Here is a 21364-nt window from a genome sequence, read left to right as displayed (position 1 = left end):
GGCAATGACAAAACCGCGTTCGAAAAAGGCTCTATACATCGGCCTGCCGCTGGCCTTGGCGATCAGCGCCGGCGCAGGCTTTCTGGCCTGGGATTACTGGTTCAGGGACAACCCCGGCTACCCGGTCAAGGTGATGAAACAGGCCACCGAACTGCAGGAGCGGATCCTGTCGTTCGACAGCCACATCACCGTGCCCTTGAGTTTCGGCGCCCATGGCAATGAAGCCGACAAGGACGGCTCCGGGCAGTTCGACCTGATCAAGGCCAACCGTGGACGGCTGTCCGGCGCGGCGCTGACGGTGTTCGGCTGGCCAGAAATGTGGAACGGCCCGAACGCGCCTCACCGCCCCACCGACGGTTTCGTCGAAGAGGCCCGCAATCAACAGGAAGTGCGCTACAAGATCATCTCGGGCCTGGTGCGCGACTTCCCCAATCAGGTCGGCATCGCCTATACCCCTGACGATTTCCGCCGCCTGCACGGCGAAGGCAAGTTTGCGATTTTCATCAGCATGCTCAACGCCTACCCGCTGGGTAACGACCTGAGCAAACTGGACCTGTGGGCCGGTCGTGGCATGCGCATGTTCGGCTTCAGCTATATCGGCAACAACAGCTGGGCAGACTCCTCGCGCCCGTTGCCGTTTTTCAATGATTCCCCGGATGCGCTCGACGGCCTCTCGGACATCGGCAAACAGGCCGTGCACCGCCTGAACGACCTGGGCGTGATCATCGACGTCTCGCAGATGTCGACCAAGGGCCTGGAGCAGGTTGCGCAACTGAGCCGCACCCCGCTGGTGGCTTCGCACTCGGCGCCGAGGGCGGCCGTGGACATTCCGCGCAACCTCAGCGACAAAGAGCTGCAACTGATCAAGAACAGCGGCGGCGTGGTGCAGGTGGTCGGTTTCTCGCAGTACCTCAAACCGCTGACCCAGGGCACCCAGGACAAACTCAACGCCCTGCGCGCCCGCTTCGATCTGCCGCCTCTGCCGAACCTGGCCATGGCGCTGATGCCGGGCGACCCGATCATCACCGCCTGGTCGGAACAGAAACTCGGTCAGTACGCCAGCGGCCTGTACGGGATTCTCGAAGAAGAACCGAAAGCCACTCTCAAGGACTTCGGCGACGCCATCGACTACACCGTGCGCAAGATCGGCATCGACCACGTCGGCATCTCTTCGGACTTCAATGACGGCGGCGGAATCAGGGGCTGGGAAAACGTCGGCGAGATCCGCAACGTCACCGCCGAACTGATCCAGCGCGGTTACTCCGAAGCCGACATCGCCAAGCTGTGGGGCGGCAACTTCCTGCGGGTCTGGGATCAGGTGCAGAAAGCCGCCAAACCTGCCCTGATCTCCCGTCAGGACACGACCCGACCATGACTGACCGCCGCACTTTTCTGAAGCAGGCCGGCGTACTGGCCGCCGCTCTGCCTCTGGGCGTGAGCCTGGCTGAACCGGCCCGCGCCGCCGCTTCGCCGCAGGACAAATGGTTGGCCTTGCGCGGGATGTTCGAACAGGATCCGGACGCGATCCACTTCGCCAACTTCCTGGTGACATCGCACCCAAGGCCCGTGCGCGAGGCTATCGCTCGCCATCGTGCGGACATCGACCGCAATCCGGGCCTGGCCATGGACTGGGATCTGGGCGTCACCGAACAGCGCGAAGAAAACGTGCGGGTCTGGGCCGGCCAGTACTTGCAGGCCAGGCCGAGCCAGATCGCCCTCACCGGCAGCACCACCGAAGGTCTGGCGATGATCTACGGCAGTGTGCACGTACGCCCGGACCAGGAAATCCTGACCACGGTTCACGAGCATTACTCCACCCGCAACATCCTCGACTTCCGCACCGCCCGCGACGGCACCCGGGTGCGCAAGCTCACGCTGTTCGAGAACCCGCAAAGCGTTTCGACGGATCAGGTGCTCGACATCATCAATCGCAACATCCGCCCCGAAACCCGCGTCCTCGGCATGACCTGGGTGCATTCGGGCAGCGGCGTGAAACTGCCGATCGCCGACATTGCCCGCCTCGTCGACGAACACAACCGAAACCGCGACGACAAGGACCGGATCATTTACGTGGTCGACGGCGTGCACGGTTTCGGTGTCGAAGACCTGAGCTTCCCGCAGATGAACTGCGATTTCTTCATCGCCGGCACGCACAAATGGATGTTCGGCCCGCGCGGCACCGGCATCGTCTGCAGTCGCAGTGACGAAGTGAAATACGTCAGCCCCAGCGTGCCGACCTTCTCCGAAGCCACGACCTTCGCCAACACCATGACGCCCGGCGGCTATCACGCCTTCGAACATCGCTGGGCGGTGGACGAAGCGTTCAAGCTGCACCTGCAACTGGGCAAGGCCGACGTGCAGGCGCGCATCCATCAGCTCAACAGCTATTTGAAGCAGCGCTTGCTGGAACAGCCGAATGTCGAACTGGTGACCCCGGTCGATCCGGAGTTCTCTGCCGGTTTCAGCTTCTTCCGGGTCAAGGGCCGTGACAGCGATGACATCGCCGCTCGCCTGATGAAACACCGCGTGGTCTGTGATGCCGTCAGCCGCGACGTCGGCCCGGTGATCCGGACCGCGCCCGGTCTGCTCAACACTGAAGCCGAAGTGGACCGTTTCCTCGATTTGCTGGGCAAGACGCTGCGCGCCTGACCCCTGCGCCCCCGGTTTTACTTTAAACAGAGACGACTCATGAAAAAGCCTCACGCCTCAATCACCTTCAAGGCATTGCCCGCCCTGGCCCTGACCGCCCTGTGCGCGGGCCTTCTGCCGGGCGCCGCCCTGGCAGCTACCCCGCCGGCCCCCGGCAAAGTGTTCAAGGACTGCAAGGATTGTCCGGAAATGGTGGTGTTGCCGACCGGCACTTACACCATGGGCACACCGGACGACGAAGTCGGCCGCGAACCCGACGAAGGCCCGCGCCACGAAGTGACCTTCACCCGACCGTTCGCCATCAGCCGCTTTCAGGTGCTGGTCGGCGAGTGGGATGCATATGTCCGCGAGACCGGCGCCAAGCCCTATGACTTCGATGATCGCCCGGGCCGCCGCTGCACCGCCGGCAAGCCCGAGTTCAAACAGACCAAACGCGACCCGGCCGTCTGCATGAACGTGGCCGAAGCCCAGGGCTACATCGACTGGCTGTCGAAAAAGACCGGCCACAGCTACCGCCTGCCGAGCGAATCGATCCGTGAATACGCGGCCCGTGGCGGCAGCACCGGATCGTTCCCCTTCCCGTTCGACGAAGGCAGCGACTACCAGATTTCCAAACACGCCAACACCTACGGCGCCGCCGACGGTTACAACTTCACGTCCCCGGCCGGCACCTTCCCGGCCAACGCCTTTGGCGTGTACGACGCCCACGGCAACGTCTACGAATGGACAGCCGACTGTTATCACAAGGATTACTCCGGCGTACCCAACGACGGCCGCCCATGGGTACAGGAAAACTGCGAACGCCAGGTCATGCGCGGCAACGACTGGGGCGAGGCACCGGTGTTTTCCCGTTCCGGCAACCGCAACAGCAGTTGGCCGACCAGCAAGGGTGACTGGCTGGGCTTTCGCGTAGTGCGCGACCTCTGATCCCGCCTGTCAGCGACCGCAGCCCGTCTGCGGTCGTTTAAAGAAACCCCGTGACCATTCGTTTTCCTTACATACCGGCACTCCCTCCGCACCGAAGCAGGAATCCTCCATGACCAAGCCAACGCGTGGGGCGATCAACGAATTGTTCGCCCTGCTCAAGCCCTTCCGCCTGATTGTCTGCGTGTCCATCGTGCTCGGCATGATCGGCGGCCTGAGCGTCACCGTGCTGCTGGCGACCATCAACAACGCCTTGCACTCGGCCGACGGACTGACCCGCACCGTGGTCATGATTTTCGCCGGGCTCTGCGCCCTGGCCTTGCTGACCACGATCCTGTCCGACATCGGCACCAACTACGTCGGCCAGCACATCATTGCCCGCCTGCGCAAAGAGCTGGGGGAGAAAGTGCTGTCGGCACCGATCGACCAGATCGAACGCTATCGCAGCCACCGCCTGATTCCGGTGCTGACCCACGACGTGGACACCATCAGCGACTTCGCTTTCGCGTTTGCACCACTGGCCATTTCCATGACCGTGACCCTGGGTTGCCTCGGCTACCTGGCGATGCTGTCCTGGCCGATGTTCCTGATGATGCTGGTGGCGATCGCCATCGGCACCACCATCCAGGCGATTGCCCGCGCCAAGGGTATGCGCGGTTTTTATGCGGCGCGCGACTCCGAAGACGAACTGCAAAAGCACTACAACGCGATCGCCGAAGGTGCCAAGGAGCTGCGCATCCATCGCCCGCGCCGCCAGCGCATGTTTGTGTCGGGTATCCAGAAGACTGCCGAAAAGATCTGCGACACCCAGATCAAATCCATCAACACGTTCGTGATCGCCAAGTCCTTCGGATCGATGCTGTTCTTCGTGGTGATCGGCATGGCCCTGGCCCTGCAATCGTTCTGGCCGAGCGGTGACAAGGCCGTGATGAGCGGCTTCGTGCTGGTGCTGCTGTACATGAAGGGCCCGCTGGAACATCTGGTCAGCACACTGCCGATCATCAGCCGCGCGCAGATTGCCTTCCGCCGGATTGCCGAACTGAGCGAGCAGTTCTCCTCGCCCGAGCCGCACCTGCTGCTGGAAGACCAGGGCAAGAAGCCCGGTGCCGTCAACCGTCTGGAATTGAACAATGTGCGTTATGCCTTCCCGCCGGTTGCAGGCAGCGAACCGTTCCGCCTCGGACCGGTCAACCTGCGCATCGAGCAAGGCGACATCGTGTTCATCGTCGGTGAAAACGGCTGCGGCAAAACCACCCTGATCAAACTGCTGTTGGGCCTGTATGCGCCGACCGAAGGCGAGATCCGGGTCAACGGCCAGCCGATCACCGCGTTGAACCGTGACGACTACCGCCAGAACTTCACCACGATCTTTGCCGACTACTACCTGTTCGACGACCTGATCCAGGGTGACCGCGAAGTGCCGCAGGACGCTACCCGCTACCTCGAACGCCTGGAGATCGCGCACAAGGTCAGCGTACGCGATGGCGCCTTCACCACCACCGATCTGTCCACCGGCCAGCGCAAGCGTCTGGCACTGGTCAACGCCTGGCTCGAAGAGCGCCCGGTGCTGGTGTTCGACGAATGGGCCGCCGATCAGGACCCGACATTCCGGCGGATTTTCTACACCGAACTCCTGCCCGACCTGAAACGGCTGGGCAAGACCATCATCGTGATTTCCCACGATGACCGTTACTTCGACGTTGCCGATCAGCTAGTGCGCATGGAGGCCGGAAAGGTCAAAAGCGAACTGCAAACCGCTTGATCGACGAAGCCGCGGCCAGGCCGGAAAAATATTTTCCGGTTTACCGCGGCTTCCTCGTCTTAATGAGATGAATAAGAACCATTAACAACTATACCTGCCAAGGTCTTAACCTCATGTCCGCATCCCGCTTCATGCTTCGCCCACTGACCCGAGCCCTGCTCATGCACGGTGCTACCCGCTCCCGTCTGGCCACCACCGGCCTGGGACTGGCAATGACGCTGGCCGTCGCCCCGTATGTCCAGGCCCAGGAATGGACCCTGAACATCCCGGCGCAACCTTTGGCCCAGGCCCTGCAATCGCTCGGTCAGCAGACCAGCCTGCAAATCATCTACAGCCCGGAAAGCCTGCAAGGCCTGCGCTCCACCGCCCTGAACGGCCGGTACGCGGACGACAGCGCAATCGCGGCCATCCTCAAGGGCACCGGCATCCGTCATCAGCGTGAGGGCAATACCGTGACCCTGCTGGCCCCCGCCACCGGCAGCGCGATGGAACTGGCACCGACCAACATCGACGGGCAACGACTGACGGCCACTACCGAAGGCAGCAACTCCTACACCACCGGTGGCGTGACCATCGGCAAGGGCGTGCACTCGCTGAAGGAAACCCCGCAGTCGGTCACGGTCATGACCCGCAAGATGCTGGACGACCAGAACCTCAACACCATCGAACAAGTGATGGAAAAGACTCCGGGCATCACCGTTTACGACTCGCCCATGGGCGGCAAGTATTTCTACTCGCGCGGTTTTCGCATGACCGGCCAGTACCAGTACGACGGCGTGCCGCTGGACATCGGCAGCAGCTACGTACAGGCCGACAGCTTCAACAGCGACATGGCCATTTATGACCGCGTCGAAGTGCTGCGCGGTGCTGCCGGCATGATGAAAGGCGCAGGCGGTACGGCCGGTGGCGTCAACTTCGTGCGCAAGCGCGGCCAGGACACCCCGCACACCCAACTGTCGCTGTCGGCAGGCTCGTGGGACAACTATCGTGGTCAGGTCGACACCGGCGGCCCGCTGAACGACGCCGGCACCCTCCGTGGCCGCGCCGTGGTCACTCAGCAGACCCGCCAGTACTTCTATGACGTGGCCAGCCGCAAGGACCAGATCTACTACGGTGCGCTGGACTTCGACCTCAGCCCCGACACCACCCTGGGCCTGGGCATGGCCTATGAAGACGTCGACGCCACGCCTTGCTGGGGCGGTCTGCCGCGCTACGCCGATGGCTCCGACCTGCACCTCAAGCGCTCCACCTGCCTGAACACCTCGTGGAACAACCAGCGCAGCAAACGCGCCACCTACTTCGGCGACGTGAAACACCAGTTCAACGACGACTGGTCCCTGAAAGTGGCCGGGGTCTTCTCGCGCAACACCCAGGACATGGAATACGCGTTCCCGAGCGGCGCGGTGCCGGTAGGCGCCACCAGCTCCAACACGCTGATGCTGGGGAGCATCTACGACTACGAGCAGACCGACTACGGCTTCGATGCCTACGTGGACGGCAAATTCGACGCGTTCGGCCAGCAGCACGAACTCACCGTCGGCGCCAACGCCAGCCGTTCCCACAAGGATGACTTCTACGCCGTGGCGGCCTTGCCACAGCGCCAGAACGTACTGAACCCGAACCATCACCTGCCCCAGCCTGACGAAAGCTACTACCTGGCCAATGCCTCCCGGGGCGGTCCGGTAGATATGCACATCAAGCAATACGGTGTTTACTCCACCGCCCGCCTGAAGCTGGCAGATCCACTGACCTTCGTGCTGGGCAGCCGTGTCAGCTGGTACAAGTCCGACACCGACTCCGTGCAGTACTTCCGCGGCGAAGGCACCCCGGTCAACACCAAGTCCACCGAAACCGGACAGGTCACCCCGTTTGCCGGGCTGTTGTTCGATCTCAACGACAACCTGACCGCGTACGCCAGCTACACCGATATCTTCACCCCGCAAGGCGGCTACAAGACCATCGACGGCGGCACCCTCAAACCCCTGATCGGCCAGAGCTACGAGCTGGGGATCAAGGGCGAGTGGTTCGACGGTCGCCTGAACAGCTCCTTCAACCTGTTCCGCACCATTCAGAAAGATGCGGCCCAGGATGACCCACGCTGTGAAGACAGTTCCTGCTCGCTGAACTCCGGCAAGGTCCGCGCCCAGGGCTTCGAAGCGGAAGTCAGCGGTGAAGTGATCGATCGCCTGCAACTGCTGGCCGGCTACACCTACACCCAGACCAAAGTGCTGGAAGACGCCGACGCCACCCAGGACGGCGTGATCTACAACTCCTACGTACCACGTCACCTGCTGCGCGTCTGGGGTGATTACAGCCTGAGCGGCCCTCTGGATCGCGTCACCATCGGTGCCGGCGTCAACGCCCAGAGCGGCAACTACCGCACCTCGCCACTGGGCGGTGACAACATCACCCAGTCGGGTTACGCGGTCTGGAACGGTCGCATCGGCTACCGCATCGATGACACCTGGTCCGTCGCCCTCAACGGCAACAACCTGTTCGACAAACGCTACTACGCCACTGTGGGCACCGAAGGTTTCGGTAACTTCTACGGCGACCCGCGCAATTTCGTGATGTCGGTCAAAGCTGACTTCTGATTACAGCGACCATGAAAAAACCCCGCATTGCGGGGTTTTTTTTGGCCTGCGAATTTGTCCGGGTTCAGCTCAATGCGCGATGCAGCGCACGGCTCAGGGTTTCGTGTACCTGCAGGACATCGGGCATCACCGACGCCAGCCTCAGCAAGTCGTGGGTCAGCCCCGGGCAGTGCTCGAGCTCGACGCTCACACCGTGCTCACGCAACTTGTCGACATACGCCTGGCCCTCATCGAGCAGCGGATCGAACCCGGCCAGCACGACAATGGCCGGGGCGACGCCACGCAGATCTTCGGCCAGCAACGGCGAGAAACGCCAGTCCAGATAATCTTCCGGGGTGCGCGCGTAATGCCCGTAAAACCAGTCCAGTGTCTCGTCTTCCAGCAGATAGCCTTCGCTGAACAGGGCCCGCGAATCATGGGCACGGGAGGCGTCGGTGACCGGATAGCACAACAACTGAACCTTGGGTGCGATGGCCACGGTGTGCGGCTGAACCACCGCTTGCACCGCCAGTACGGTGGCCAGCGTGGCCCCGGCGCTGTCACCGCCGAACGCGACCCGCCCCGAGTCCAGCCCCAACGAAGCCGCGTGTTCGGCCAACCAAGACAAGGCGTCCTCACCGTCTTCCAGTGCCGTCGGGAAACGGTGCTCCGGCGCCAGTCGATAGCCCACGGAGAGCACCGCGCATGGCGTGCGCCGGCAGAACTCGCGACACACGCCGTCATGGGAATCGAGGCTTCCGACCACGAACCCGCCACCGTGGAAATACACCAGCACCGGCATTGGCGCCGACACACCTTGCGGGCGATAAAGTCGCAGTGCCAGCGGCGCACCGTCCCCAGCGGTCGCGCTGATGGCCTGCACGTCCAGGTCTTCGGGCGCCTTCCAGCGCAACTGCACGGTGGTTTGTTCGAAGGTGTCCCGGGCCTGGGCCGGGGTCATTTGGTGCAGCGCCGGCAGACCGGCATCCTGGCTGTCTTGAGCCAGGTCGAGAAAGGCTTCCAGATCAGGGTGTAACGACATCGCGAAGATCCTTGTATCAGCAAAAAAGGGGCGCGCCTCGGCAACGCCCCCCAAAATTGATCCAGCGTGCAGCGATCAGCCCACACGCGCCATGCAATGCTCGATCAGCGCTTCAAGTTCACGCTGGTAATCCTGCATCAGTGCGTCCATGGTGCCGGCGCGGTAACGCTGGCTGCTGTAGATGCAGCGCAACGCCAACTGGCCGTCATACACCTGGCCGACAATTTCCAGCCAGTTGCCCAGGTTCGCCTTCAGGCTGTAGTTGTCACCGGTTTCTTCCAGCGCCGGCACCAGCAGAGCCTGCTCGTCGAAACTCTGGTCGAACTGCCCCAGGTAGTTGAACGTCACCCGCGCCTGCGGCAGATCCGCCAGTTGCCGGGACACCTCGGCGCCCGCCAGATGACGCAGCACGCCATAACCGATGCCCTTCTGCGGCACCGCCGCCAACTGCGCCTGTACGTCGATGATCGAACGTCCGATATCGTCGCTGTCCGGACGCAACCGGACCGGGAACATGCTGGTGAACCAGCCAAGGCTGCGGCTCAGGTCGATGGATTCGAACAGATCCTCGCGGCCGTGCCCTTCCAGCAAAATCAGCGCCGATGGCTGACCGCTCCAGCGGCACAGTGCCCGACCGAGTGCCGACAGCAGCAGGTCGTTGATTTGCGTGCGATAGACCGCCGGCGCCTGCTTGAGCAATTGTTCGGTGTGCTCGCGGGACAATTTGAGCCGCGCCTGCGCCTGCTGGCGCACCTGATTCTTGCCACGGTAGTTGTCGCACGGCAGATCGACGCCCGGTTGATCGAGCTGCTCCAGCCAGTACGCCAGCTCCTGTTCGGCAATCGCCGGGGCCTGTGCCTGCAAGGCCTCGGCAAACGAACGATAGCTGCTGGTACGAATCGGCAGTTGCGGCGCCAGCCCTTGCACACACGCTTCATAAGCGGTTTTCAGGTCATCGAGCAGGATCCGCCAGGACACGGTGTCGACCACCAGGTGATGAATCACCACCAGCAGTCGCGCCTGACCGTCCGGCAGGGCGACATGCATCACCCGCCAGACCGGCCCGTCGTCCAGCTTGAGGCTGCGCTGGGCAAGGTTGGCCAGCGCTTCGACCTGTTCGCTGTTCTCGGCTTCACGGCGCCAGAGCACCGCCTCGCCCTGTTCGTTGGCGGTGCAGTAGCGTTGCAGCCAGCGCCCGCTCTCCCGAGTGAAGCGCAGGCGCAGCGAGTCATGGTGTTGCTCGATCCAGCCCAGGGCCTGCTCGAGCGCATCCAGATCCAGTGGCTGGCGCGCACTCAACAGCAGTGACTGGTTGTAGTGATGGGCTTCGGACATGCCCTCGGCGAAGAACCACTCCTGAATCGGCAACAGATTGAACAACCCCTCGCCCGCCACCTGCGTGACGTCCACCAGTGGCTGTCCGGCGCCTTCCTTCGTCACGTTCTGTTCGACGATGCCAGCGATGGTCTGATAGCGCATCAGATCGCGCAGCTTCAGATCCATCTGCAACGTCGGGTGGTTCCTGACCCGGGAAATGACCTGCAGGCTGAGAATCGAGTCGCCGCCCAGTTCGAAGAAGTTATCCGTGATGCCCACCTGCTCGACTTGCAGCACCTGGGCCCAGATCTCGGCCAGCAGTGTTTCCTGCTCGTTGCGCGGGGCGACATATTCCTCGCTCTTGAAGTCCGGCTCCGGCAGCGCCTTGCGGTCGAGTTTGCCGTTGGGCGTGACCGGGAAAGCATTCAGGCAGACAATCTGCGCCGGCACCATGTACTCCGGCAGCGAGGCGCGCAGCCCGGCCTTCAGTTCATCGCCCACGTCTTCGCCCGTCGGCGTCACCACATAACCGATCAATTGCTTGCCGGACGCATTGTCCCGGGCGATCACCAGCGCATCGGTCACCCCCTCCAGTTGACGCAGGCTGGCCTCGACTTCACCCAGCTCGATGCGGAAACCGCGTACCTTGACCTGATGGTCGATGCGCCCGACGTAATCGACCACGCCGTCCTGACGCAAACGCACCAGGTCGCCGCTGCGATACAGGCGCTCGCCGACCGCGAACGGATTGGGTACGAAGCGCTCGCAGGTCAGATCCGCACGGCCGTGGTAACCACGGGCAACCCCGTAACCGCCGATGTACAGCTCACCGGCAAAACCTGGCGGCAGCGGATTCAGATCCTCGTCCAGCACGTACAGCGAACGTGCGCCGACGGCACGACCGATCGGAGCATAGGCCGCTTCACAATGCTGGCTGACCGGCACCTTCCAGAGCATCGGCGTGACCACGGTTTCCGTCGGGCCATAACCGTTGGTGAAGTACTCGGGGCGCAGGGCCGCCTTCACCTGTTCGAAGGTCTGGTCCGGCACGGCATCGCCGCCGAAGCAGTAGATGCGCACCGGTGGCGGCGCGATGCCGCTGGCCGCCGCGTACTCGGCCAACTGCTTGAGGTAGGCCGGCGGGAAGCAGGCGATGGTGACACCATACTCATGCAGGGCAGCGTAGGTCTGCTCCGGCGTCCACAGGCAACCGTCGCGAATCACCAGACGGCCACCGCTGTAGAGCGTGCTCAACCAGCGTTCATGGGCACCGTCGAAGGCGAACGACATGAAGTGCAGCTCGCAGCTGCTGGCGTCCATTTCATACAGCTCGGCGATGGCCTGACAGTGCATGCTCAACGGCCCTTGCGTGACCGCAACGCCCTTCGGCCGACCGGTGGAACCGGAGGTATAGACCAGATACGCCAGCCCTTGCTCCTGCACACGGGAAACCGGCGCGTGATCGGGGTAGCGGGACTCGTCGAGATGATCGATTTCCAGACGCAGCAGTCCCTCGGGCGCCGGCAAGGTGGCGCGCAGGCTGCTCTGGGTCAGCAACAGTGCCATGCCCGAATCCTCGATCATGTACGCCAGTCGCTCAGGCGGATAATCGATATCCAGCGGCACGTACGCCGCACCGCTCTTGAGCACGGCGAGGAAGCTGACGACCATTTCCAGCGAGCGCGGCAGCGCCACGCCGATCACCACTTCCGGGCCCGCACCGTGTTCGGTCAGGCAGTGGGCCAGACGATTGGCCCGCTGTTCGAGTTCGGCATAGCTCAGGCTCAATCCGGCGCACTGCAGGGCGATAGCCTCTGGCTGCTGCTGCGCATGCCGGCTGATCAGTTGCGGCAACAGCACCGGTTCGTGGCTGGAGACCGGTTCGGCGCTCCAGGCCTGGATCGCCTGCCACTGCTCGTTCGACAGGCGCTGCAGATTGCCCAGTCGCTCGTAAGGCGCACGCATCATCGCTTCGAGGGTGTTTTCCAGCGTCAGGCGAATGCCTTCCACGGCCTCGGCGCTGAAGTGGCTGCGCAGGTACAGGTACTCGATCGACAGCTCGTCACCCAGCATTACCGCGAGGTCCATCGGTACGTTGGTCACGCCGTGGCCGATGGATTTGCCGAAGGTCAGGTCGGTGTCGTTTTCTTCTTGCAGGCGATCATCGATCGGGAAGTTCTCGAACACGATGATGCTGTCGAACAGTGCCTGGCCACCGAGGTTGGACCAGCGCTGCACATCAGCCAGCGGCGCCTGGGAATAGTCACGAATGTCCAGGTTGTAGGCCTGCACTTCGCCCAGCCAGTCCGCCAGGCGCTGATCGGCCTGCGGCGTCTGGATGATCGGCAAGGTGTTGATGAACAGACCCAGCATGTTGCCGACATTCGCCAGCCCTTCGGGACGCCCCGAAACCGTGGCACCGAACGTGACCGTGCGCTGCCCGGTGTAGCGCTGCAACAGCAGCAGCCAGGCACCCTGAATCAACGTGTTGGGGGTGATGCGCAGGTCGCGGCAGAACTGCAGCAGGCGTGCGGTTTGCGCCTGATCCCAGTTCGAGTAGATCGCATCGTGGCCGGAGACATCGGCCGAATGGCGCGGATGGATCGCCTGGCTCAACGCCGTCGGCTCGTTGACCGCCGCCAGACGCGCTTTCCAGAACAGCTCCTGCGCGTCCTGGTCCTGTGCCTGCAACCAGGCGATGAAGTCGCGGTAACGACCGTTCTCACCGCTGACCTTGCCCCTGGAGTAGTACTGCAAGACTTCGCCGAACAGGCGCGAACTGCTCCAGCCGTCCATCAAGATGTGGTGGCTGGTCCAGATCATCTGATAGCGGTCATCGCTCAGGCGCAACAGCGTCACCCGCTGCAGACGTGCCTGGGACAGATCGAAGCCGAGGGCACGATCATCGCTGGCGAATTCGGCGATCAACTCATCGCTGACCTCACGCTCGCGCCAGTCGAGCACCTGCATCTGCAGCGGGGCCTGACGATGGACCACTTGCAACGGCTTGGCCAGCCCGTCCTGCCAGTGAAAACTGGTCCGCAGGATCGCCTGGCGATCGATGACAAATTCCCAGGCGCCCCGGAAACGCTCCACATCCAGGCCCTGGATCGGCAAGCTGACCTGGTTGACGTACAGGCTGCTGCCATTGTCCGAGAGCGTGTGGAACAGCATGCCCTCCTGCATCGGCGACAGCGGATAAACGTCCTCGATCCGATCCGCCGGCACCGGCAACGCATCGAGCTGCGCCTGCTCCAGACGCGCCAGCGGGTAGTTTTCCGGCGTGCCGTCGGCCTGCTGCGCGGACTCCACCGACGCCACCGTCGCCAGTTTCTGCACGGTCTGTTGCTGGAACAGATCCTTGGGGGTAAAGCGGATGCCCTGCTGGCGCGCACGGCTGACCAGCTGGATGGAGATGATCGAATCACCCCCCAGGCTGAAGAAGTTATCGGTCACACCGACCCGGTCAATCTTCAGGATGTCCTGCCAGACCACGACCAGCTGTTGCTCAAGCTCCGTTGACGGGGCGACATAGTCCCGGGCCGACTGATTGGCGTCCGGTGCCGGCAAGGCTTTGCGGTCCAGCTTGCCGTTGGGGGTCAGCGGCAGCGCCTCGAGGTACAGCCACTGCGCAGGCACCATGTAATCCGGCAGGTGCGCCTTGAGGGCGGATTGCAGCGATTCGCTCAGCTCATCCTGCTCCTGAAGGCTGAGGCCGGATTGGGTCGGCACCACATACGCCACCAGTTGTTGACCGCTGAGGCCGTCCACCGCCAGCACCACGCCTTCACGCACGCGGTCATGGGCCAGCAGGCGCGCTTCGATTTCACCCAGTTCGATGCGGAAACCGCGCACCTTGACCTGATGGTCGATGCGGCCCACGTATTCGATCCGACCGTCGTCACCCAGGCGCGTCAGGTCGCCGGTGCGGTACATCCGTTCGCCGCTGGTCGAGGCCGGGTTCGGCACAAAACGCTCGGCGGTCAGGCCCGGACGGAACAGGTAACCGCGGGTGATGCCGTCACCGGCCAGATACAGCTCGGCCGCCACCCCGATCGGCGACGCTTGCAGTTGCCCGTCCAGCAGGTACGCGGTGGTGTTGACCAGCGGCCGGCCGATGTTCGCCTGGCCGCCGGCTTCGCGGCGGGTCCAGGTCGAATAGGTGGTGTCTTCCGACGGCCCGTACAGGTCATAGACGTGCTCGACCGAGGTCTCGCGGTACAGGCTGTCGACCACACTTTGCTTGAGCGGCTCGCCGGCCAGATTGATGATCCGCACGCCATTCGGAATATGCCCGGCACGGTGCAAGGCAGCGATCGCCGACGGCACGGTGTTGATCAGACGCACCTGATCGCGCTCCGGCAGGTCCGGCAGTTCCAGAGCATTGCGCGCCATGACGATCGAACCGCCCCGCGCGAGGGTGACGAAAATCTCCCACACCGACAGGTCGAAGCAGACCGAGGTCGATGCCAGCACACCTTGCAGATCGGCTTCGCTGTAAACGTCGGCGGACCAGTGGATCAGTGCCTGGACGTTACGGTGGGCAATCGCTACGCCTTTAGGTTTGCCGGTGGAACCGGAGGTGTAGATGACGTAGGCCAGGTTCGCCGAATCGCCACGCACGTCGAGGTTATCGGCAGCCTCATCGGCAAAGGCATCGCCGCCCGCCTCCACCAGCACCACCTGTGCATCGGTCTGCGGCAGTTGCGCCAGCAACGATTGTTGCGTCAGCAGGACTTTCGCCTGACTGTCTTCCAGCATGTACGCCACGCGGTCGGCCGGATAGTCCGGGTCCAGCGGCACATAGGTGCCACCGGCCTTGAGCACCGCCATCAGGGCGATCACCAGTTCCGCCGAGCGCGGCATCGCCACGCCCACCCGGACCTCGGCGCCGACGCCCAGCGTCGACAGATGACGGGCCAGCTGGTTGGCCCGGCGATTGAGTTCGGCATAACTCAGGGCCACACCGCCATGGCTCAGAGCCACAGCGTGCGGACGGGCCAGGACCTGCGCTTCGAAGCCTTGATGAATCAGACGCTCAGCCGGATACGCGGCGTGATTGTCGTTCCACTGCGCCAACGTGTTGTGCTCGGCACCCGACAGCAGCCCGACTTCACCCAACAGGCGTTGCGGCGACTCAAGGAACTGTTGCAACACTACTTCCAGGTGCGTGGCCAACCCAAATACGCCGCGCTCGGAAAACTGCTCGGTCAGGTAGTTGAAGTCCAGGCTCAGGACCTCGCCGGCACCGGCGATCAGGGTCAGGCCGTAGTTGGTCTGCTCGCGGTGTTCCAGACCACCGAAGCGCAGGCCGCCCGGATTGGCCTCCAGCGTCTCCGACACCGGGTAGTTTTCAAACACCAGCAAGGTGTCGAACAGCGCTTCGCCGTTGAGCTCGGCAAGTCGCTGGATGTCTTGCAGCGGCGTCTGTTCGAAGTCGCGCAGCAGCAGGTTCTTGTCCTGCACGCTGCGCACCCAGTCGCGCACGCTGACGCCCGGTTGCGGGCTGGCGATCACCGGCAAGGTGTTAATGAACAGCCCCAGTTGCTGCTCGATGCCCGGCAAATCCACCGGACGCCCGGACACCGTGGCGCCGAACGCGACCGTGGGCTGGCCGGTGTAGCGTTGCAGAATCAACAGCCATGCTGCCTGCACCAGACTGTTCAGAGTGACCTGCTGCTGGCGCGAGAAACTGTTCAGGCGGCGCGTGAACGCTGCATCGAACGTCAGGCGATGCACGCCCTTGCCCGCCCCCGGCTGCACGTTGCCCGGGCACGCCGAGGCCAGACGGGTCGGCTCGTCGAGCTCGGCCAGTTGTCCGCGCCAGAAAGCCTGCGCGGCCTGTTTGTCCTGGCCTTGCAGCCAGGCCAGGAAGTCCCGGTAACGGCCCTGCGCACCCGGCACCGGATGGCCGGCGTAATCCTGCAGCACCTCACCGAACATCCGCGAGTTGCTCCAGCCATCCATCAGGATGTGGTGGCAGGTAAAGATCAGGCGATGGCGATCATCAGCCGTGCGCAACAGGCACAGACGCAGCAGCGGCGGGTTCTGCAAATCGAAACCGCGCTCCAGATCAGCCCGTGCCCGCGCTTCCATGGCCACGGCCAGGTCCGGCTCGTGGCGCATGTCCACTTCCGGCATTTCCAGGGTCAGCTGGCGATGAATGACTTGCAGTGGCGTGTCGAGACCGTCGCGACCCCAGATGAAACCGGCGCGCAGCACTTCATGGCGATCCACCACTCGCTGCCAGGCCTGCTGGAAGCGCGCGACGTCCAGACCTTCGATGTCCAGCAGCATCTGATAGACATAAGCGCTGGCATCGGCGTCATAGAGACTGTGGAACAGAATGCCCTGCTGCATCGGCGCCAGCGGATAGATGTCTTCGATCCGCTGGGCAACGATCGGCAGGTTGTCCAGATGGGTCTGGGACAACCCGGCCAGCGGCACGTCGGACGGTGTCAGACCACCGCTCGCGTGATTCAGGCAATGGTCGATCAACTCGGCCAGCGCGCCTTCATAGGCACGTGCCAGCGCATGGATGGTCGCGTCTTCGAACACATCGCCGCTGTAGGTCCAGGTCAGGCTCAACTGCCCCTGATAGACCCGGCCATCGATGGTCAGCGTGTTGGCCATCGGCGCGCGCTCGTCCTGCCCGGCGCCCTTGTCTTCGGTGGCCGGCACCCACAACGCGCCTTCACCGAAGTTGTTGTCGAACTGGCCGAGGTAGTTGAACGTCACCTTCGGCTGCGCCGCGCCGCTCAGGGCAGCCTGTGCCTCGGCGCTGCCCAGATATCGCAACAGGCCGTAGCCAATGCCTTTGTTGGGGATCGCCCGCAGCTGTTCCTTGATGCCCTTGATCGAGGTTTCGAAACCGGCGCCGGGGGTCAGACGCACCGGGAACATGCTGGTGAACCAGCCCACCGTGCGGCTCAGATCGACATCGTCGAACAGGTCTTCACGACCATGACCCTCGAGCTGCACCAGCGCGCTCTCGGCACCGGTCCATTCACACAGCACCTTGGCCAGCGCAGTCAGCAACAGGTCGTTGACCTGGGTGCGGTAGACCGCCGGGGCCTGTTGCAGCAGCTGCCGGGTGCGCTCGGCATCCAGACGCGTATCGACGCTGCGCTCGAAACGGTTGCTCAACTGACCTTGCGGGTTGTCCAGCGGCAGCTCGATGCCCGCGCCGCTCAACTGCCCGCGCCAGTAATCCAGCTCGGCTTCCAGCACGGCACTGCGCGCATGCCCTTGCAGGCGCGCGCCCCAGTCCTTGAATGCGGTGGTCTTGGCCGGCAGGCGCATAACCTGCCCCGCCGTCAGCTGTTGGTAAACGGTTTGCAGGTCTTCCAGCACGATCCGCCAGGACACCCCGTCGACCACCAGGTGATGGATCACCAGCAACAGGCGCTGGCTGGCGTCCGGCAAGTCCACCAGCACCGCGCGGATCAGCGGGCCGTTGTCCAGATCGAGGCTGCGTTGCAGTTCCTGGCACAGCGCCGGCAAGGCCGCGCTGTCCTGCAAGGTCACGGTGCGCAGCAGCTCCAGATTGTTTTCGACCGGCGCGTGGGTCTGTTGCCAGCCACCCTCCAGGTCGCGGTAACGCAGACGCAAGGCGTCATGGTGCCGTTGCAAGTGCTGCAACGCCTGCTCCAGTGCAGCCGCCGCCAGCGGTGCGGTCGGGGTCAGCAGGATCGACTGGTTCCAGTGATGCCGCGCCGGGATATCGCTGTGGAAAAAATACTGCTGGATCGGCGTCAGCACCGCCTCGCCGAGCACATCGCCCTGGGTCGCGAGTACCACGTCGCTCTGCTGCGCGACCGTGGCCAGGCGTTGCACCGTCTGATGCTGGAAGATGTCCTTGGGCGTGAAACGGATGCCCGCCTGACGGGCGCGGCTGACCACCTGAATCGAAATGATCGAGTCGCCGCCCAGCTCGAAGAAATTGTCGTTGAGGCCGACACGCTCGACCTTCAGCACGTCCTGCCAGATGGCGGCCAATTGCTGTTCCAGTTCACTGCGCGGCGCGGCATACGCTTCCTGCACCTGAGCGACCTGTGGCTGCGGCAGTTGCTTGCGATCGAGTTTGCCGTTGGCGGTCAGCGGCAGGCGCTCGAGGAATGCCCAGCTGACCGGCACCATGTAGTCCGGCAAGGCTTCGCGCAGTTGCGCCTTGATCGAATCGCGCAGCGTCGCCTCGGCATCGGCTTGCAGTGCCTCGTTCGGCACGATCCAGGTCGCCAGTTGCTGACCGCTCGGGCCTTCGACCGCCAGCACCACCGCCTCGCGCACCGCCGGGTGCTTGAGCAGCCGGGTTTCGATTTCCCCCAGCTCGATACGGAAACCGCGGATCTTCACTTGATGGTCGATACGACCGATGTACTCGATCACCCCGTCGCCGCGCAGGCGCGCCAGGTCGCCGGTGCGGTACAGGCGCTCGCCGGCCTGCGGGTTGAACGGGTCGGGCACAAAACGCGTAGCGCTCATGCCCGGTTGATTCAGGTAACCCCGGGCCAGACCGGCACCGGCGATGTACAGCTCGCCGATGCAACCTTGCGGCACCAGGTTCAGCGCGCTGTCGAGCAGGTACCACGACAGGTCGACGATCGGCTCGCCGATCGGGCTGCTGTGACTTTGCTCAAGGTCGGCCATCGACAATGGACGGTACGTCACGTGCACGGTGGTTTCAGTGATGCCATACATGTTCACCAGCGTCGGTGCACGGTCGCCGAAACGCTCGAACCATGGCCGCAGGTTCTGCACCTCCAGCGCTTCGCCACCGAACACCACGTAACGCAGCGAATGGTCGCGCGTGGATTCACTGGCCAGTTGCATCAGCGGCTTGAACGCCGATGGCGTCTGGTTCAGCACCGTGACGTGTTCATCGCACAGCAGGGTGTAGAAATCTTCCGGGGAACGGGTGACGTCGTGGGGTACGACCACCAGTTTTCCGCCGTACAGCAGCGCGCCGAAAATTTCCCAGACCGAGAAGTCGAACGCGTAGGAATGGAACAGGGTCCAGCTGTCGTCCGGGCCGAAACCGAACCAGTGGTCGGTGGCGCTGAACAGGCGGATGACGTTGCTGTGCGGCAGCAATGCACCTTTGGGTTTGCCGGTCGAACCGGAGGTGTAGATGACGTACGCCAGGTTGTCCGGGGTGGTCAGGCACACCGGGTTTTCGCTGTTGCCCGGCTCCAGTGTCTGGCTCAGGTCCAGGCAGGTGAGGCCCGGCGGAATCGGCAGCTGTGCCTGCAAATGGCCTTGGGTCAGCAGTAGACCGATGCCACTGTCCTCGATCATGTAACTCAGGCGGTCTTGCGGGTAGCCCGGATCCAGCGGCACGTAGGCACCGCCGGCTTTCAGCACGGCGACGATGGCGACGATCATGTCCAGCGAACGCTCGACCGCCACACCGACCCGCACATCCGGGCCGACGCCGTTCGCGATCAACCGGTGCGCCCACTGATTGGCCCGGCGATTGAGCTCGGCGTAGGTCAGCCGTTGCCCGGCAAAGGTCACGGCGACCGCCTCGGGATGACGTTCCGCCTGGGCTTCGATGGCCTGATGAATGCACTGCTCGACCGGGTGCTCGACCCGTGTCGGATTCCATTGGCTCAGCAGTTGTTGCTGACGTGCGTCATCGAGCATCGGCAACTGCCCGATGCTGCGCGACGGGTCGGCGACGATCGCCTGCAGCAGCGCGATCCAGTGCTGTGCCAGACGCTCGATGGTCGCCGCATCGAACAGATCGGTGGCGTACTTGAGCACCGCTTCGATGCCGTGGGCCTGTTCGGTGGTGTTCAGCGTCAGGTCGAACTGGGCGGTCTGGCTCTGCCATTCCAGCGGCTCGATGCTCAGGCCGTTGAGGCGCGTCTCAACACTGCTGCGGCGTTCCGCCTGATGGTTGAACATGACCTGAAACAGCGGACTGTGGCTCAGGCTGCGACCCGGTTCCAGGGCTTCCACCAGTTGCTCGAAAGGCAAGTCCTGATGGGCCTGGGCTTCCTGTGCGGTCTGTTTGACCTGACGCAGCAAATCGACAAACGAGGTCTGGCTGTCAACGTCGGCCTTGAGCACCTGCGTGTTGACGAAGAAACCGATCAGACGCTCGATTTCCACCCGGCCACGGTTGGCCACCGGCACGCCGACACGGATGTCCGACTGCCCGCTGTAGCGGTGCAACAGTGCCTGGAAAGACGCCAGCAGCAAGACGAACAGCGTGACGTTTTCTCGCCGCGCAAAGGCTTTCAGGCCCTGGCTCAGCTGCGCATCGAGAATCAGGTTGTGGCTGGCCCCGGCAAAGCTCTGATCGACACTGCGCGCGCGGTCGAGCGGCAGCTCCAGCACCGGTTGTTCGCCGCCAAGTTTTTCCTGCCAGTAGGCCAGTTGCCGCGCCTGCTCGCCGGCTTCCATCCACTGGCGCTGCCACAAGGCGTAGTCGGCGTATTGAATCGGCAGGGGCGGCAGACCGGCATCGTGACCGAGGCTGAAACCGGCATAGAGCTGCACCAGCTCTTCGATCATCACTTGCAGCGACCAGCCGTCAGAGACGATGTGGTGCAAGGTCAGCACCAGCACATGGTCGTTCGGATTGACCTGCAACAGGGCCGCGCGCAGCAGCGGGCCTTGCTGCAGATCGAAAGTCTTCTGGCTCTGAGTCTGGACGAATGCCTGGATCGAGGCCTCCGGGTCGCTCGCCAGCTCAGGGCTCAACGGGTAGGTTTCCAGCGCAAACGGTCCTGGCGGCAGGATCGTTTGCAGCGGTTGTTCGGTTTCCTGGGAGAACACCGTGCGCAAGGTTTCGTGTCGTTCGATCAGCGCCTGAAGGCTGCGCTCCAGCGCCGACTCATCCAGCGGACCCTGCAAACGCAGGGCCGTCGGAATGTTGTAGGCCGCGCTGTGCGGCGCCCACTGCCAGAGAAACCACTGGCGCTGCTGGGCGTAGGACAGCAGCAGCGGCTCTTCGGCCGTGCGCTTGAAAACCGGAGCAATGTCAAAGAGGTTGACGCCTTTCTGCTTGAGCAGAACCGCCAGAGCCTTTCTTTGCTTAGCCGAAAGTTGTCCTACCGACTCGATTAACTCTTGCACGCGTTTTTCCCT

7 protein-coding genes are annotated in these 21364 nt (G+C 63.4%); 5 read left to right on the top strand and 2 right to left on the bottom strand.

From position 1 onward, the window contains the following. The first annotated feature begins 4 nt into the window (after positions 1-4). From pvdM to EIY71_RS04495, 5 genes are all read left to right on the top strand, one after another. Complete coding sequence (gene pvdM, locus EIY71_RS04515; protein ID WP_102686982.1) at positions 5-1375, top strand: pyoverdine-tailoring dipeptidase-like protein PvdM; 1371 nt, start codon at positions 5-7, stop codon at positions 1373-1375. After that, positions 1372-2649 (top strand): aminotransferase class V-fold PLP-dependent enzyme, encoded by a 1278-nt coding sequence (locus tag EIY71_RS04510; RefSeq protein WP_134020674.1) that lies wholly within the window; start codon positions 1372-1374, stop codon positions 2647-2649. Before pvdM ends, EIY71_RS04510 begins: the two co-directional genes overlap by 4 nt. Before the next feature lie 39 nt (positions 2650-2688). After that, complete coding sequence (locus EIY71_RS04505; RefSeq protein WP_102686980.1) at positions 2689-3576, top strand: formylglycine-generating enzyme family protein; 888 nt, start codon at positions 2689-2691, stop codon at positions 3574-3576. A gap of 109 nt (positions 3577-3685) precedes the next feature. After that, the gene (locus tag EIY71_RS04500) at positions 3686-5335 is read left to right on the top strand and encodes a cyclic peptide export ABC transporter (RefSeq protein ID WP_085747863.1); all 1650 of its coding nucleotides are present in this window, start codon (positions 3686-3688) and stop codon (positions 5333-5335) included. A gap of 113 nt (positions 5336-5448) precedes the next feature. Beyond that, positions 5449-7929: a TonB-dependent receptor gene (locus EIY71_RS04495; RefSeq protein ID WP_134020671.1), complete on the top strand. Its 2481-nt coding sequence runs from the start codon at positions 5449-5451 to the stop codon at positions 7927-7929. Positions 7930-7993: 64 nt separating this feature from the next. Here the strand turns inward: EIY71_RS04495 and EIY71_RS04490 are convergent, their stop codons facing one another. Continuing rightward, positions 7994-8950: an alpha/beta hydrolase gene (locus tag EIY71_RS04490; protein WP_134020668.1), complete on the bottom strand. Its 957-nt coding sequence runs from the start codon at positions 8948-8950 to the stop codon at positions 7994-7996. Positions 8951-9025: 75 nt separating this feature from the next. Continuing rightward, the gene (locus EIY71_RS04485) at positions 9026-21352 is read right to left on the bottom strand and encodes a non-ribosomal peptide synthase/polyketide synthase (RefSeq protein ID WP_134020665.1); all 12327 of its coding nucleotides are present in this window, start codon (positions 21350-21352) and stop codon (positions 9026-9028) included. Positions 21353-21364 lie beyond the last annotated feature (12 nt).

Source organism: Pseudomonas sp. CH235 (assembly GCF_004368175.1).
GTDB lineage: Bacteria > Pseudomonadota > Gammaproteobacteria > Pseudomonadales > Pseudomonadaceae > Aquipseudomonas > Aquipseudomonas paraglycinae.
Note: the sequence above shows the minus strand (reverse complement) of the source record. Positions and strands in the feature narration are given on the sequence as shown.

What these genes read in the sequence shown, in the direction of transcription:
- pvdM (WP_102686982.1), top strand. Translation starts at nt 5, where the DNA reads ATGACAAAACCGCGTTCGAAAAAGGCTCTATACATCGGCCTGCCGCTG.
- EIY71_RS04510 (WP_134020674.1), top strand. Translation starts at nt 1,372, where the DNA reads ATGACTGACCGCCGCACTTTTCTGAAGCAGGCCGGCGTACTGGCCGCC.
- EIY71_RS04505 (WP_102686980.1), top strand. Translation starts at nt 2,689, where the DNA reads ATGAAAAAGCCTCACGCCTCAATCACCTTCAAGGCATTGCCCGCCCTG.
- EIY71_RS04500 (WP_085747863.1), top strand. Translation starts at nt 3,686, where the DNA reads ATGACCAAGCCAACGCGTGGGGCGATCAACGAATTGTTCGCCCTGCTC.
- EIY71_RS04495 (WP_134020671.1), top strand. Translation starts at nt 5,449, where the DNA reads ATGTCCGCATCCCGCTTCATGCTTCGCCCACTGACCCGAGCCCTGCTC.
- EIY71_RS04490 (WP_134020668.1), bottom strand. Translation starts at nt 8,950, where the DNA reads ATGTCGTTACACCCTGATCTGGAAGCCTTTCTCGACCTGGCTCAAGAC.